Raw genomic sequence first — 14,079 nt, forward strand, 5'->3', positions numbered from 1 at the left:
TTTTCCCGGCGAAGTACTGCCTAGTCATTTCCTAAATGTCGGCTTCTTATTCTTTCAGTCATTAACCGGTAAATGTCGGTCCATTCGGGGTTAACCTCCTGGAGATATTCCAGATGCCGGTTGGTCGTATTCCAGTCTCCCCTGCGTGCCGGGCCTGTCTGTCCCAAAGCAGGATCTTCTGATTGTAAAGCCTTTTCAACGGTCGTCCGGATGAGCGGTTTCAGGAGATCAAAGCTCAGCTGTTCCCTTGCCAGCAGGTCATTTGCGATACTTAATAAATGATTGGTGAAATTACTGGCAAAAACGGCAGCTATATGCAAAATGAATCTCTCATCGGAATCAGCATGGCGGACATAGCTGCTGACACTTTCGGCTAGGTCGGTTAGCCGGGTTTCAACAATATCACTCGTTCCTTCAATACAAATGGGTAATTGTTTGTAATCCATCGGAACCTCTTTTGTGAAAGTCTGGAGAGGGTAAAATACGCCGGTCTGCACCGGTACATCACTGTAAATTTCCAGTAAATTTTGAAGTTCAGCGAGCGACCGCGTACCCGATGTGTGTACGACAATAACCCCTTCCGGCAACACGATACGTTCAATGACGGACTTCAAAGCGTCGTCGGAAACGGTAATGAAAATGATTTGTGTATCGCTTTCGGAAAAATTGAGGTCGGGCTGTATCGTGGAGTCGTAAAGCAGGGATACCAGCTGGCGGGCCTTTTGGGTATCGCGGCTGTAAACTTCACAAATAACATGACCGGCATCTTCAAATGCCTGAGACAGATGCCATGCAACGTTTCCGGCACCGATAAAGGAGATTTTCATTTCGTAATGGACATTGTGATAACCTGCGTAAGTTATTAAGGCATAACCAACTTCACAAATCAGTTTACGAGCGGAGCCGTTTGTTCAGCCGACGTAATACCGGCAGGCAGTTCCATGATACGCATATTACGGAAGTGAATTTCAGCCCCTTCAGCTTCCAGGCAGATGTATCCTTTCTTGCGTTCCGATGCCCGGAGCCCGTTTACAAATTTTCCATTGACGGATAATTTTACCGTACCGTCCACACAAACGACTACATACTTGTTCCACTCCCCTTTTCCCTTGCACCGTTTTTCAATGGATTTGCTTCGGATTCCTCTCGGGTTGTCCGGAATGGCGGTCATGCCCATGGTTGGAAACAGTTCACCGTGCACGTAGTCGTCTGTGGCGTTATGCTGTCTTGCATAATCGAGTTCGAGCATTTGCACTTCGATGGCTTTTGTCAGCGGGTCGTCCTTAAATTGTGTTCCCTCACTCCAGACAAAAATCCCCGAGTTCCCGCCGGCTGTCATGTGCTTCCATTCCACTTCCAGAATAAAGTTTTCATATTGTTTGTCTGACCGCATCACACCGATCGGTAATCCAGAACAGATCAGCGTACCGTTTTTTACTTTCCAGGTTTCTTTCGAGGTATTGACATCAATCCAGCCATCCAGGTTTTTTCCATTAAAAAGCGGCCTGAAACCTAGTGTTTCAGAGGACTGGGCCTGTGAAAAGTGGACAGAAAGCGATAACAAAAGTGCCAGACAGATGCATCTAATGCATGAAATATTCATTTTGGGCGCAGGATTTTTAAAATACATAAGCAGGAAACGCGAAATATTGGGTGTGTCTTAATGAATGAATAGTATTTGATTAAAGTATTTTTCGTTTTCGTAATACTTGCTTAAAAGCTGACAGTCACCGAAAATCTTTGAAATCTGCTTGAATAAAGCAATTTTTTTGACCCTTCTCCGATCCTGTAAGTATTACAAAATGAGGGGCATCCGGGAAAAAATGCAAACATACTTGTAATTCAATTTGTTAAACTCTATATTTGCACTCCCATTTTGCGATGGGACTGTTCTATAACAGTGTAATTTATTGAAAATCAATTAAAATTTTTGTTAATCGTGGATACGTTAAGCTACAAAACCATCTCGGCGAACAAAAACACAGTGAACAAGGAGTGGGTTGTTGTGGATGCCAAAGGTGCAGTTCTTGGTCGTTTGGCCAGTGAAGTTGCTAAAATTATCAGAGGCAAGCACAAAGCAAGTTACACACCTCATGTGGACTGTGGTGATAATGTTATCATTATCAACGCCGATAAAGTAAAGTTGACAGGTAAGAAGTTGACAGACAAAGTTTATGTTCGTCATACAGGATACCCAGGAGGTCAGCGTTTTCAAACTCCTCGCGAATTGCTTGAAAAACACCCAGAACGTGTGATCGAGAAAGCCGTGAGAGGTATGCTCCCAAAAAGTCGTTTGGGACGTCGTTTGTTTACTAATTTGTTCGTTTATGCCGCTGCGGAACATCCGCATAGTGCTCAACAACCTAAAGAAATACAGTTTTAAGCCGTTGAGGTTTAAAACTGATAACGCAAAAGCAATTCATGGAAGTTATCAACACAATTGGTAGAAGAAAAACAGCTGTGGCGCGCATCTACCTAACGCCAGGTAAAGGAGAAATCAAAGTAAACGGCCGCGATTTTAAGGAGTACTTCCCTTTTGAAGTTCACCAGATCGTTTTGCAAATGCCTTTCGTTACTATTAGCGGTAACAACGGATACGATGTTAAAGTAAACGTTAGAGGCGGTGGAATTTCAGGACAAGCTGAGGCTGTTCGTATGGCTATTTCACGTGCATTGGTTGAATACAACGGAGAATTCCGTGGAGCGTTGAAGAAAGAAGGATTCCTTACTCGTGACCCTCGTATGGTTGAGCGTAAGAAATACGGCCGCGCTAAGGCTCGTAAGAGATTCCAGTTCTCGAAACGTTAATATTTATTCTTTGTCAGGAATCGTCACCTATGGTCAGGAAATAGTCAGGTATCGTTTCGGCTGAGAAGCACAACAATAAATGACAACCCCTGACAGCAAATGACAATGATTGACATTTGAAGAGTCCAGACAGTTACTTATCGTGCCCGATGTACTGTGCTGCGTATGTAATATCTTTTTAAAATATTAAATTCAAATTTGGCAATGGCACAAATAGAATATAAAGACCTATTGGATGCAGGTGTGCATTTTGGTCACCTTACCCGCAAGTGGGATCCCCGTATGGCTCCATATATCTTTATGGAAAAAAACGGTATTCACATCATTGACCTGAACAAAACACTGAGCTGCGTAGAATCAGCTGAAGCTGCTTTGAAACAGATCGTTCGTTCAGGACGTAAGATCATGTTTGTGGCTACTAAAAAACAAGCGCAGGAAATCGTAACGGAAGAGGCAAAACGCCTTAAAATGCCTTACGTGACTGATCGTTGGTTGGGTGGTATGCTTACAAACTTTGGCACAATTCGCAAGTCTTTGAAAAAAATGCAGACTCTTGAGAAGATGCTTAAAGACGAAACCACGGTTAGCAATATCGCGAAAAGAGAACGCCTGATGCTTACACGTGAAAAGGATAAGTTGGAGAGAGTTTTAGGTGGTGTAGCTGACCTTACTCGCCTTCCAGCAGCACTTTTCATCGTTGACGTGAAACGTGAACACATTGCGGTAGCAGAAGCAAAAAGATTGAACATCCCTATTTTTGCAATCTGTGATACAAACTCAAACCCTGAATTGGTTGATTTCCCTATCCCAAGTAATGATGATGCTTACAAAGCGATCTCATTGATTACTTTGGCGATCGGTAAGGCAATCGAAGAAGGTCTGATGGAACGCAAGCAGGATAAAGACGATCAGCGTCTTGTTGAGGAAGAAGAAGCCAAACGTCAGGTAGACAAAGGCAATGAGGAAGCTGCTGCAGCACCACGTGCTGAAGTTCCAGCTATTGAAAGCGACGAAGAATAGTCAGGGCGATATGAACCGGGTTAGTTAATAACCTTGTTCTTTCTGATAGATAAAGTAGCCCATAGCCATTTGCTATGGGCTATAGTTTTTTAAAATTCAAAATGAAAAATAGTTGATAACCGATTCGTTAACATTTACTTAATATGTTAATCCGGGGAATTGAACTGTTTTGTAAAAAAGTTTTTAACCATTTAGAAATAAATCATGGCAATTACCGCTCAAGATGTAAATAAACTACGCCAAATGACTGGCGCAGGCATGATGGATTGTAAAAAAGCACTTCAGGAAGCTGATGGTGATTTCGAACAAGCTGTTGATATTCTACGTAAACAAGGTCAGAAAGTAGCTGCAAAACGTGCTGACAACGAAGTAGCAGAAGGAACTGTATTGGTAGCAATCAGTGCTGACGGAACTAACGGAAAACTGGTTGCTTTCGCTTGCGAAACTGAACCGGTTTCAAACGTTGAAGATTTCAAAAATCTTGCTCAGAGTATTTTGGATAAAGCTGTTGCAGACAATATCCAGGATAAAGATGCTTTGCTTGCTGCGACTTTGGCTGATGGCCGTCCTGTAAGTGAAAATATTATTGACCTTGTTGGTAAATTGGGAGAGAAACTGGTTATCGCTGCTTACGAAAACGTAACGGCTGACCAGGTTGTTTCTTACATCCACTCAAACGGTAAGCTTGGTGTGTTGGTAGCGTTCGAAGGCGTTAACGGAACTGACGTTAATGAACTTGGAAAAGACGTTGCGATGCAGATTGCTGCAATGAAACCGGTTGCTCTTGACAAAGATGGCGTTGACTCGGCAACTGTTGAGCGCGAAATCGAAGTTGGAAAAGAACAGGCACGTGCAGAAGGCAAGCCTGAAGCGATGCTTGAAAAAATCGCACAGGGTAAATTGCAGAAATTCTACAAAGACAATACTTTGTTGAACCAGGAGTTCGTAAAGGATTCTTCATTGACAATTCGTCAATTGGTAGAAAAAACTGCTAAGGGATTGACTGTAAAGTCGTTCAAGAGAATCGCCATTGGCGCATAATCGAAAGATTTCCTGAAAAAAAATAAAAACAACGCTTGGTACATATTTGTATACCAAGCGTTGTTTTTGTTATTTGCCGAAGAAAATATTTTTTACACACCACTTAGACCTCGCTCTGTTACTTTTTACATGTATGACGGTCAAAACGTTTAAAGAAGATTTAAAGGAAAATAGTTACACCGACGAAGAGTTGGTGAAATTATTTGTGGATACCCAGCGCAACCAGTATTTTGAGAGACTGTACGCGCGGTATGCGGATAAGGTATATCACAAATGTCTGTCTTTTGTAAAAGATACGGCAAAGGCTGAGGACCTGACACACGATATCTTTTTGAAGCTGATTTTTAAGCTAGGTACCTTCAAGGAGGACGCCAGGTTTTCTACATGGCTGTATTCGATCACCTATAACCACTGTATGGATCAGTTGCGCTCCAACAAAAAGAGAGGCGAAGTGTACCAGGACGAAGTCATGGAAGTGCCGGATGACATTGATCTTAATAACCTTTTCGATGGGGATGATATAGAGGCCAGAAATCTAAAAACGGCCCTGGATCACCTGACTGTTGATGAAAAGGGTATTTTATTTATGAAATATACCGACGACCTGAGTATCAGGGATATCGCCGATATTTTCAAAATAACGGAAAGTGCCGTGAAAATGCGCTTGCTGAGATCGCGGGAAAAGCTTCGTAAGAAATATATGGAGACAATGCTCTTCTTTGGTATATTGTTTATCAAAATCATAGAATTAATTAAATATTTGATATCTAACTGAGATATGCCTTCTGGAAATTCAGTTTTTAAGGAGTTGGAACCTACGGATGAAGTCCCTGAATACCTAAAAAGGGCATTGCTCTCGGAGGTGGACACCATCCGGGATACGATGACTGTAGTCACCCATTTTACAGAACATTTTTTAAGTGCACTGGCCGTAAGTCTATCCTCGGTGGATACGGACTGACCCGGTTATTCCGGACTTCACAATAACAAACACACTTTTACATGCTCATATGAACAACCTCCCCAATATTTCTGAAATTTTAGTCAATACGTTTAACACGTTAATCAATCAATTTGTAATTTTTGTACCGCGTGTTTTTGGTTGTTTTATTATCATTGCCATTGGCTATCTGGTTGCAAAAGGCATAACCATTGTCATTCGGAAAGTACTTGTTACCATTGGATTTGATCGTATTGGTGACAAACTGAATGAAATTGGTCTGATCAAACAGCTAAAAACCGAAATCAGGCTAAGTGATATCGTTGCCAAGGTGGTCTACTATTTCATTTTATTGATTTTCCTTACAGCCGCAACGGAAACGCTGGGCGTCGATGCCATCACAAGCATGGTGCTGTCGCTGGTTAATTTTATTCCGAAACTGATTGCTGCCGCCGTGATGCTTCAGATCGGTATCATGATCTCGGATGCGATCAAGGGAGCCGTTATTGCCACCTGTAAATCGTTTAATATCCCCTCTTCCAAACTGATCGGAAACATTGCTTTTGTGTTTTTCCTGATCATCACCTTTATCAGTGCCCTGGGCCAGATCGGTATCGAAACAACCCTGCTGGAATCGAGTTTTATTCTCGTGATCGGTGGCGTGATCGGGGCGTTTTCGCTCGGTTACGGTATCGCATCGAAGGATGTGCTGTCAAACATTATTTCATCGTTTTACAGCCGCAAAAATTACCGGGAAGGCCAGGTTATCAAGATTGACGACATCAAAGGCGTCATCACCAAAATAGACAGCACCACCGTTACCATCGTCAATGATACCACCACTACCATACTGCCTTTACAGTTTTTCCAGACCCGGCAGGTGGAAATTTTTAATTAACTACGTTACTAATCCTGTTATGAGTATGAGCAAAAAGATGAAATTTGCCCCGTTTATTATCGGCCTTCTGTCACTGGGGAGTTCCCTGGCCTTCGCGCAGGATGATATTAAAAAGAAGGTTGATCTGTCCAATTCGCTTAATAGTGGCATACTAAAAGTTAAGGGAGATACATCCTGGCGGAAAATCGAATTTGGGGTTAATCTTACTCAAGGTTCTTTCAGTTCAAACTGGGCAGGTGGAGGTGTAAGTTCCATTGCGCTCGGAGTGTTATTTAACGCATTAAGTGAGAAAAAGAAGGGGAGACATTCGTGGAGAAATGATTTTCAATCGCAATACGGTATCGTAAAAAATGCATCCCAGGGGAGCCGAAAAAATCTTGACCGGATCTTTTTTGATACAAAATATAACTATGCATTATCGGAAAAATGGAGCATTTTCGGAAATGTTAACCTGTTGTCGCAATTTGCAAACGGTTATAATTATTCGTCTTCGACACATCCGGATTCGGTCAATTTTAAAACCAAAGTTTCGGGATTATTTTCACCCGCTTATATTACAGAGGCAATCGGTATTGAATACCGCCCTGTTCCGTATTTCTTTATCGACCTGGCTCCCGGCGCGGTTCGTCAGACCATCGTAGCAGATGACAAGTTATATCTGACTGTACCTGAAAATTATGGCGTGAAAATAGGCAAAAGGATTCGTAACGAGGTCGGTATTGCCCAGCTGGTTGCAAACTTTGATAAGGACCTGGCCAAAAATGTAAATCTGAAATTCAGATATTTGCTTTTCACTGCTTACAACAAAAACCAGATTACAGAGAAGCGAGAATTTAAAAACGACCACCGGCTTGATGCCATGCTGACGGCTAAGATCGCTAAATATTTCAATGTGAATTTAGGTGCGATTCTGGTCTACAATAAGTCTCAGGTCGATGATATTCAATTTGCACAGGGATTGAGTATTGGGTTTTTGTACACATTTTAGTTAGATTTAGCCAACGTTACATCTAAACTACCAACTTTATGCTGCAGGAATTTAAAACCTTTATCGCCCAGGGCAATGTTCTGGATCTGGCTGTCGGTGTTGTCATCGGAGCTGCTTTTGGAAAAATTACAACTTCGCTGGTTGAAGATATTATTAATCCGATTCTGGGTCTAATAATCGGCGGCGTGGATTTTACTCAGTTAAAAGTTGTTTTGAAGGAAGCGGTGGGAGAAACGCCGGAAGTGGCCATCAAGTATGGTAATTTTATTCAGACCATGATTCAGTTCCTGATCATCGCATGGGTTATTTTCCTGATCGTTAAGGTAGCAAATCGTTTAAAGCTTTCAGAGTCAGCCAAGAAAGGCGCATAAAATATTTACAAGCATAAGTAGAGAAAGAGGTGTGATTTCACGCCTCTTTTTTTATGCTTAAGATTTTTTCAAGAAAGCGTAAAAATTTCTTCATTGGAAGGGATTATTCTGCGTACTTTACTCCTTTAGTTAAAATGTGAAAATATGGTGCAGAAAAAACTCGTCGTATTGGGTGGTGGAGAAAGCGGAATTGGCGCGGCAATACTTGCTAAATCAAAAGGTTTCGAAGTTTTTTTGTCGGATCGTAGTCCGATCAGTGATAGATACCGCGAAGTTTTACTTCGTGAAAATATAAATTTTGAGGAAGGATTTCATACGGATTCGCTTATTCTGGATGCGGATGAAGTGGTGAAAAGTCCGGGTATCCCCGACAAGGCACCGATCATCGTGGCCCTGGCGTCGAGAGGAATTCCGGTTATATCGGAGATCGAATTTGCGTCCCGTTATACCAATGCGAAACTGATTGCGGTTACAGGCAGTAACGGTAAAACAACGACTTCTTTGCTCATTTATCATCTGCTGCATGAGGCGGGGCTGCATGTCGGTCTTGCCGGAAATATCGGAGAAAGTTTTGCATGGCAGGTCGCTGAGAAGAATTTTGATTACTATGTATTGGAAATCAGTAGTTTCCAGTTAGATAATAGTTTTGAGTTCCGTCCTTCCGTTGCCGTTTTGCTGAATATCACGCCGGACCATCTGGACAGGTATGACTATAATTTTCAGAATTACGTTGATTCGAAATTCAGAATTATACAAAAACAGACGGCTGAGGATGATTTTATCTATTTTGAAGATAGTGATGTGATCATTGAAGAGATGGAAAAACGGTCGGTTTTTTCCAGAAAATGGGGCATTACGTTGGAAGATACGTTGAAACAGGGAGGCTATTTAAGCGGTCAAAAGCTGATTGCCAATAAAGACGGGTTACATTATGAGCAGAATTTTTCGGAATTGCCGATAAAAGGCTCTCACAATGCGGTTAATGCGCTGGCTTCGATATTGGTTGCCCAGTGTGTGGGATTGAGTCCGGAGGCAATTAAAAGCGGGTTGTTGTCCTTTAAAAATGCGCCGCATCGTTTGGAGCAGGTGGCTGTGATCAATGAGGTGACTTATGTAAATGATTCCAAGGCGACGAACGTAGATTCTGTTTTTTATGCACTGGGAAGTTTCGATCGGCCGATTTTGCTAATCGCCGGTGGTGTGGATAAGGGCAATGATTACGGCCAGATTGAAGAACTGGTTCGTCAGAAAGTAAAGGCGCTGATTATCCTGACCCCTAAATTCGAAAAACTGAAAGAATATTTTGGTGCGATCGTGCCGCAGATTTATGTGACCGAAGATGTTCAGGATGCCGTGAACCAGGCGCAGAAATGGAGTGTGCCCGGAGACGTGGTACTGCTTTCACCCGCTTGCGCCAGCTTTGACCTGTTTAAAAATTATGAAGACCGGGGTGACAAATTTAAGCAAGCCGTTATCAATCTAACCAAATAGCTGGCTCACATGGACGCTCTACACAAATTAAGGGAAGATACGCAAGCATGGTTTGCGGGAAACCTCAAAGGCGACCGCTGGATCTGGGGTATCTGCGTGGGGATGTTGCTTTCGAGTATCGTGGTCGTTTATAGTGCCAGTGTGAAGGACGCATACAGTTTGAAAAAGGGGGATACGGAATATTATCTTTTTAAACATTCCGTGCTCTGTGTGTTGTCGATGCTGATTATGTTTTGGGTTCATAAAATCCCTTATATCAAATTTGTCTACGTGACGCGCATGGCCGTTTGGAGCTCCATTTTGCTCCTCATTTTTGCCATGTTTTTTGGGCGGTCGGTGAACGAAGCGTCACGCTGGATTGAGATACCTTTTATCGGGCAGCGCTTTCAGCCATCAGAGTGGGCGAAAGTGGCATTAATTGCACATTTGTCGCTGATTCTCGCCAGACATATCAAAGGAGGCTGGAACACCCGGGAGCTTTTTATGGAACCGCTGGCCTTGGTCGGTGTGGTTTGCGGACTGATTTTTACGAGTAATGTTTCGACGGCGATTATGCTGGCAGGCATTTGCTTCTTACTGATGTTCGTCGGGAAAGTGCCGATTCACTATCTGTTTTTTACAGCGCTCGGACTGGTCTTTTTTGCCGGCCTTGCGATTCTGCTCAATTCGACGCAGCGTTCAGGAACGGCACAAAACAGGATCAGTGCTTTTTTTGATAAGGATGTCGTCGTTTATCAGTCACAACAATCTTATATGGCGATGGCCCGGGGCGGCCTTTACGGAGAAGGCCCTGCGAAAAGCCGGCAGCGAAGGTTTCTGCCCGAGCCTCAGAAAGATTTTATTTTTGCAGTGGTTGTAGAGGAATACGGAACATTGGGAGGCGTGGCACTGATGATCGCCTACCTCGTTTTATTATACCGCGGTCTTAAAGCGATTGAGGCCACCAAAAGGCCTTTCGGAGGATTGTTATCTGCCGGACTGACCTTTGTCGTGGTAAGTCAGGCATTTTCTGCCATGGCGGTCACGGTTGGTTTGGTACCTGTAACCGGCCAGACGCTTCCTTTTTTCAGTCAGGGCGGGACATCATTGCTTTTTACGGGTGTGGCAATGGGCATGATCCTGAGCGTAAGCAGAGGGGAGAAAATGGATGAGCAAAAGATTTAAAAATTTTATGTCTAAACGAGTAATCATTAGCGGAGGAGGAACTGGCGGACACATTTATCCGGCCATTGCCATTGCCAACGCCCTTAAGGAAATTGAACCGGGAATTGAAATCCTTTTTGTGGGTGCGCTTGGAAAAATGGAGATGGAAAAGGTACCCCGCGCGGGATATAAAATTGTTGGTTTGCCGATTGTCGGTATTAAGAGAGAAATTTCTCTGGATAACCTCAGTTTCCCGTTAAAGCTGGTCCGGAGTTTGTGGAAGGCAAGATCGGTGATTAAAGATTTTCGGCCGGATGCCGCAGTGGGCGTCGGTGGTTTTGCCAGCGGTCCCTTGTTGATGATTGCCTCACTCATGGGAATTCCGACGCTTTTGCAGGAGCAAAATTCCTACGCGGGTATTACCAATAAACTTCTGGCCAAAAGGGCCAGTAAAATATGTGTGGCTTACCCAGGCATGGAAGCATTTTTTCCTGGTGAAAAAATCAGGCTTTACGGTAATCCCGTCAGAAGCGATATCGTAGATGTTTCTTCCAAACGAAAAGAAGCCTTGGCGCATTTCGGGTTTCAGGAAAACCGCAAAACACTTTTCGTGATGGGAGGAAGTTTGGGGGCAAGGTCAATCAATGAAAGTCTGAACGCCGGGCTGGCCAGTCTGGTTGAGGCGGGTTATCAGGTGTTGTGGCAGACTGGAAAAGGTTTTATAAGTTCAGCCAACGAGACGATTGCCAACCTGAAATCGGATCAGGTAAAAGCTTTTGAATTTATCTACGAGATGGATCTGGCTTATGCGGCGGCGGATGTGGTTGTTTCGCGAGCAGGCGCATTATCGGTTTCGGAGCTGTGTCTGGCGGTAAAACCTTCGATTTTAATTCCGTTTCCTTTTGCGTCGGAGGATCATCAGACAAAAAATGCAATGAATCTGGTGGAACAGGACGCTGCTGTTTTTATTAAAGATGCCAATGCGGCGGAAGAATTAATTCCGGCAGCCTTGAACCTGCTCAGGGATGAGAAAAAGCAGGAATCGCTAAAAGCCAATATTCAGAAACTGGCGAAGCCGACTGCGGCATATGATATTGCTGCCGAGGTGCTGAAATTAATCAAGTAGTGTTTATATCATTTTACAAAAAAATATCTTTTATCGCGTCATTTTATGGATAACTGGAAATACATATATTTTGTTGGGATAGGCGGAATTGGCATGAGTGCGCTGGCCAGATGGTTTAAGGCGAACGCATTTCAGGTGGCCGGATATGACAAAACCTCTACCCCGCTGGTTCAGAATCTTATTTCCGAAGGTATTCCGGTTACGCTTGAAGATGAAATAGAAAGTATTCCGGCGGAATACACCGCTGATCCTTCGCAAACTTTAATTGTTTACACGCCGGCGGTTCCTGTGCAGCATAAGCAGATGAATTATTTCAGGCAGGAAAATTTTATGATCCTGAAAAGATCACAGGTATTGGGTTTGCTTACAAAGAATTTAAAAACAGTTGGTGTTGCAGGAACGCATGGAAAAACGACGACATCGTCGATCGTTGCGCATATCCTGCGTTATTCGGATGTGAATTGTACCGCATTTTTGGGTGGGATTACCCAAAATTATGGCACCAATTTGTTGTTAAATACCCCAACGGAAAATCTCAGTGAGGTGGTGTGTGTGGTTGAAGCAGACGAATTTGACCGTTCTTTTCTGACGCTTTTCCCGGAAATAGCCATCGTCACGTCTACGGATGCTGACCATCTGGATATTTATGGAAAACATGAGGCGGTTCTGGAATCGTTCCGGGAATATGTCAGCCAGATCGATGACGATGGTGCGTTGTTTATGAAGAAGGGACTGGAACTTGCTTCGAGTACAAAAGCCCGGGTGTTTACATATTCCTTGACGGAAGGCGATTATCATGCGGACCGGATCAGGATTGAAAATGCACGATTTGTTTTTGATATCGTTCATCCGGGCGGGGTGATTCAGGATGTTGCGATGAAAATTCCGGGTTATCATAACATTGAGAACTCACTGGCTGCCGCTGCCGTTGCTTTATATCTGGAAGTTTCCCCCGAAAATATAAAAGAGGCGCTGGAAAGCTACCGTGGAGTGAAAAGGCGTTTTGAATATCAGGTGGAGTTACCAGACCGGGTTTATATCGACGATTATGCCCATCATCCGGCCGAAATTGAAGCATTTTTATCGTCTGTCAAGGCACTTTATCCGGGAAGACATATCACGGGGATTTTTCAGCCGCATTTATTTACGAGAACCAGGGATTTTGCAGACGGTTTTGCGGAGAGTCTTTCACTGGTGAACAGACTGTTACTTCTGGATATCTATCCGGCGCGTGAACTGCCGATTGAAGGGGTGAATTCTGAAATGGTACTAGAAAAAGTTTCTATTTTAGATAAGATTTTGGTAACTAAAAAAGAAGTTTTAGACCTTTTACCGAAATTAAATACTGATATTGTAGTAACGATTGGCGCGGGTGACATTGATACCCTGGTAGGGCCTATTAAAAATCTGCTACAAAACCCTTTTAGTAATAATTAGTACCGGCGTTTTTAAAATTACTAAGATGTTACGTAAATTTGACTATTCTTGGCATTTGTTTAAACGTAGCTTGTGGCTTATTTTGCCAATTGCCGGTATCGGTATGGCTGAAAGCCGCCTTGGTAATCAACGGTGTAACAATATTATCATCTCGATCGACGGTGATTCGGGGATGCATTTTCTGGATAAAACAGATGTTCAAATGCTTCTTACTGAAGGTGGAGGAGATCCGTTGCTAGGAAGCAGATTGCGGGATGTGCACCTTTCAGACCTTGAAAACCGGGTCAGAAAGAACAGACTTGTAAAAAAATGTCAGGTATTTCGTGACCTTAAGGGTAACATCGTCGTAGAAGTAGAGCAGGAAAAACCGCTTGCGCGATGGATCAATACCTCGCAGCATGGCGAGTGGCGTAATACTTCCGGGTATTATATTAATGATGAAGGCGTTTTTTTTCCGTTGTCCGAGAGTTATTCGGCACGGACACTGTTGGTTTCAGGTCCTTTTTTTAGTAGTCCAAAACAACTAAAAACCAAAAAAGGCTTGATGCTGATGGATTTAATCCGTTTTTTGAATACCAATGAATTCTGGAGTGCACAGGTTGCTGAAATGTATGTTGACAAAGACGGGGAAGTGCAGTTAATGACCGTTTTAGGGGATCAACGCATTGAGTTAGGAATGGCAGAGAATTTCGAACCAAAATTTGAGAAGCTTCGTATTTTTTACGATGAAGTACTTAGCAAAGATTGGAGCAGATATTCAAAAATTAGTGTTAAGTTTCAAGATCAAATAGTTTGTGAATAATAATTCACCATCAA

Annotated in this window: 16 protein-coding genes; 14 read left to right on the top strand and 2 right to left on the bottom strand. The window is 43.1% G+C overall.

All coding sequences use genetic code 11. The features are described from left to right. Positions 1–20 precede the first annotated feature (20 nt). Positions 21–827, bottom strand: a complete 807-nt coding sequence (locus tag RB622_RS10415) for a DUF2520 domain-containing protein (RefSeq protein ID WP_308046487.1) — start codon at positions 825–827, stop codon at positions 21–23. A 59-nt stretch (positions 828–886) separates the two neighbouring features. Beyond that, positions 887–1,603: a DUF1080 domain-containing protein gene (locus RB622_RS10420; protein ID WP_308046488.1), complete on the bottom strand. Its 717-nt coding sequence runs from the start codon at positions 1,601–1,603 to the stop codon at positions 887–889. 336 nt (positions 1,604–1,939) lie between these two features. Here RB622_RS10420 and rplM point away from each other — a divergent pair, with 336 nt between their 5' ends. From rplM to RB622_RS10490, 14 genes are all read left to right on the top strand, one after another. Further along, positions 1,940–2,383, top strand: coding sequence for a 50S ribosomal protein L13 (rplM, locus tag RB622_RS10425; RefSeq protein ID WP_254561662.1), 444 nt, complete (start codon positions 1,940–1,942; stop codon positions 2,381–2,383). Positions 2,384–2,421: 38 nt separating this feature from the next. Continuing rightward, complete coding sequence (gene rpsI / locus RB622_RS10430) at positions 2,422–2,808, top strand: 30S ribosomal protein S9 (RefSeq protein ID WP_308046489.1); 387 nt, start codon at positions 2,422–2,424, stop codon at positions 2,806–2,808. Between the two features lie 204 nt (positions 2,809–3,012). Then, on the top strand, positions 3,013–3,828 hold the full coding sequence (gene rpsB, locus RB622_RS10435) for a 30S ribosomal protein S2 (RefSeq protein WP_254561663.1): 816 nt from the start codon (positions 3,013–3,015) through the stop codon (positions 3,826–3,828). A 204-nt stretch (positions 3,829–4,032) separates the two neighbouring features. Beyond that, complete coding sequence (gene tsf / locus RB622_RS10440; protein ID WP_308046490.1) at positions 4,033–4,869, top strand: translation elongation factor Ts; 837 nt, start codon at positions 4,033–4,035, stop codon at positions 4,867–4,869. 133 nt (positions 4,870–5,002) lie between these two features. Further along, positions 5,003–5,644, top strand: coding sequence for a sigma-70 family RNA polymerase sigma factor (locus tag RB622_RS10445; RefSeq protein ID WP_308046491.1), 642 nt, complete (start codon positions 5,003–5,005; stop codon positions 5,642–5,644). A gap of 3 nt (positions 5,645–5,647) precedes the next feature. Next, positions 5,648–5,830 carry a hypothetical protein gene (locus RB622_RS10450; RefSeq protein ID WP_308046492.1) on the top strand — a complete coding sequence of 61 codons (183 nt, stop codon included), beginning with the start codon at positions 5,648–5,650 and terminating at the stop codon, positions 5,828–5,830. 49 nt (positions 5,831–5,879) lie between these two features. Continuing rightward, positions 5,880–6,707: a mechanosensitive ion channel family protein gene (locus RB622_RS10455; RefSeq protein ID WP_308046493.1), complete on the top strand. Its 828-nt coding sequence runs from the start codon at positions 5,880–5,882 to the stop codon at positions 6,705–6,707. A 25-nt stretch (positions 6,708–6,732) separates the two neighbouring features. Further along, complete coding sequence (locus RB622_RS10460; RefSeq protein WP_308046494.1) at positions 6,733–7,695, top strand: DUF3078 domain-containing protein; 963 nt, start codon at positions 6,733–6,735, stop codon at positions 7,693–7,695. A 38-nt stretch (positions 7,696–7,733) separates the two neighbouring features. Next, complete coding sequence (gene mscL, locus RB622_RS10465; RefSeq protein WP_308046495.1) at positions 7,734–8,066, top strand: large-conductance mechanosensitive channel protein MscL; 333 nt, start codon at positions 7,734–7,736, stop codon at positions 8,064–8,066. Between the two features lie 144 nt (positions 8,067–8,210). Further along, entirely contained in the window at positions 8,211–9,557 is a 1,347-nt protein-coding gene (gene murD / locus RB622_RS10470; protein ID WP_308046496.1) for a UDP-N-acetylmuramoyl-L-alanine--D-glutamate ligase, read from the top strand. A 9-nt stretch (positions 9,558–9,566) separates the two neighbouring features. Then, positions 9,567–10,721, top strand: coding sequence for an FtsW/RodA/SpoVE family cell cycle protein (locus RB622_RS10475; RefSeq protein ID WP_308046497.1), 1,155 nt, complete (start codon positions 9,567–9,569; stop codon positions 10,719–10,721). Positions 10,722–10,728: 7 nt separating this feature from the next. Beyond that, positions 10,729–11,826 carry an undecaprenyldiphospho-muramoylpentapeptide beta-N-acetylglucosaminyltransferase gene (gene murG / locus RB622_RS10480; protein WP_308046498.1) on the top strand — a complete coding sequence of 366 codons (1,098 nt, stop codon included), beginning with the start codon at positions 10,729–10,731 and terminating at the stop codon, positions 11,824–11,826. 45 nt (positions 11,827–11,871) lie between these two features. After that, positions 11,872–13,263, top strand: a complete 1,392-nt coding sequence (murC, locus tag RB622_RS10485; RefSeq protein ID WP_308046499.1) for a UDP-N-acetylmuramate--L-alanine ligase — start codon at positions 11,872–11,874, stop codon at positions 13,261–13,263. A gap of 25 nt (positions 13,264–13,288) precedes the next feature. Next, on the top strand, positions 13,289–14,065 hold the full coding sequence (locus tag RB622_RS10490; protein ID WP_308046500.1) for a cell division protein FtsQ/DivIB: 777 nt from the start codon (positions 13,289–13,291) through the stop codon (positions 14,063–14,065). Positions 14,066–14,079 lie beyond the last annotated feature (14 nt).

Origin of the sequence: Dyadobacter sp. LHD-138, from assembly GCF_030929615.1 — a bacterium.
Classification (GTDB): domain Bacteria; phylum Bacteroidota; class Bacteroidia; order Cytophagales; family Spirosomataceae; genus Dyadobacter.

Excerpts from the sequence above, each read along its gene's own strand:
- RB622_RS10415 (WP_308046487.1), bottom strand. The coding sequence starts at position 827 with ATGAAAATCTCCTTTATCGGTGCCGGAAACGTTGCATGGCATCTGTCT.
- RB622_RS10420 (WP_308046488.1), bottom strand. The coding sequence starts at position 1,603 with ATGAATATTTCATGCATTAGATGCATCTGTCTGGCACTTTTGTTATCG.
- rpsI (WP_308046489.1), top strand. The coding sequence starts at position 2,422 with ATGGAAGTTATCAACACAATTGGTAGAAGAAAAACAGCTGTGGCGCGC.
- rpsB (WP_254561663.1), top strand. The coding sequence starts at position 3,013 with ATGGCACAAATAGAATATAAAGACCTATTGGATGCAGGTGTGCATTTT.
- tsf (WP_308046490.1), top strand. The coding sequence starts at position 4,033 with ATGGCAATTACCGCTCAAGATGTAAATAAACTACGCCAAATGACTGGC.
- RB622_RS10445 (WP_308046491.1), top strand. The coding sequence starts at position 5,003 with ATGACGGTCAAAACGTTTAAAGAAGATTTAAAGGAAAATAGTTACACC.
- RB622_RS10450 (WP_308046492.1), top strand. The coding sequence starts at position 5,648 with ATGCCTTCTGGAAATTCAGTTTTTAAGGAGTTGGAACCTACGGATGAA.
- RB622_RS10455 (WP_308046493.1), top strand. The coding sequence starts at position 5,880 with ATGAACAACCTCCCCAATATTTCTGAAATTTTAGTCAATACGTTTAAC.
- RB622_RS10460 (WP_308046494.1), top strand. The coding sequence starts at position 6,733 with ATGAGCAAAAAGATGAAATTTGCCCCGTTTATTATCGGCCTTCTGTCA.
- mscL (WP_308046495.1), top strand. The coding sequence starts at position 7,734 with ATGCTGCAGGAATTTAAAACCTTTATCGCCCAGGGCAATGTTCTGGAT.
- murD (WP_308046496.1), top strand. The coding sequence starts at position 8,211 with ATGGTGCAGAAAAAACTCGTCGTATTGGGTGGTGGAGAAAGCGGAATT.
- RB622_RS10475 (WP_308046497.1), top strand. The coding sequence starts at position 9,567 with ATGGACGCTCTACACAAATTAAGGGAAGATACGCAAGCATGGTTTGCG.
- murG (WP_308046498.1), top strand. The coding sequence starts at position 10,729 with ATGTCTAAACGAGTAATCATTAGCGGAGGAGGAACTGGCGGACACATT.
- murC (WP_308046499.1), top strand. The coding sequence starts at position 11,872 with ATGGATAACTGGAAATACATATATTTTGTTGGGATAGGCGGAATTGGC.
- RB622_RS10490 (WP_308046500.1), top strand. The coding sequence starts at position 13,289 with ATGTTACGTAAATTTGACTATTCTTGGCATTTGTTTAAACGTAGCTTG.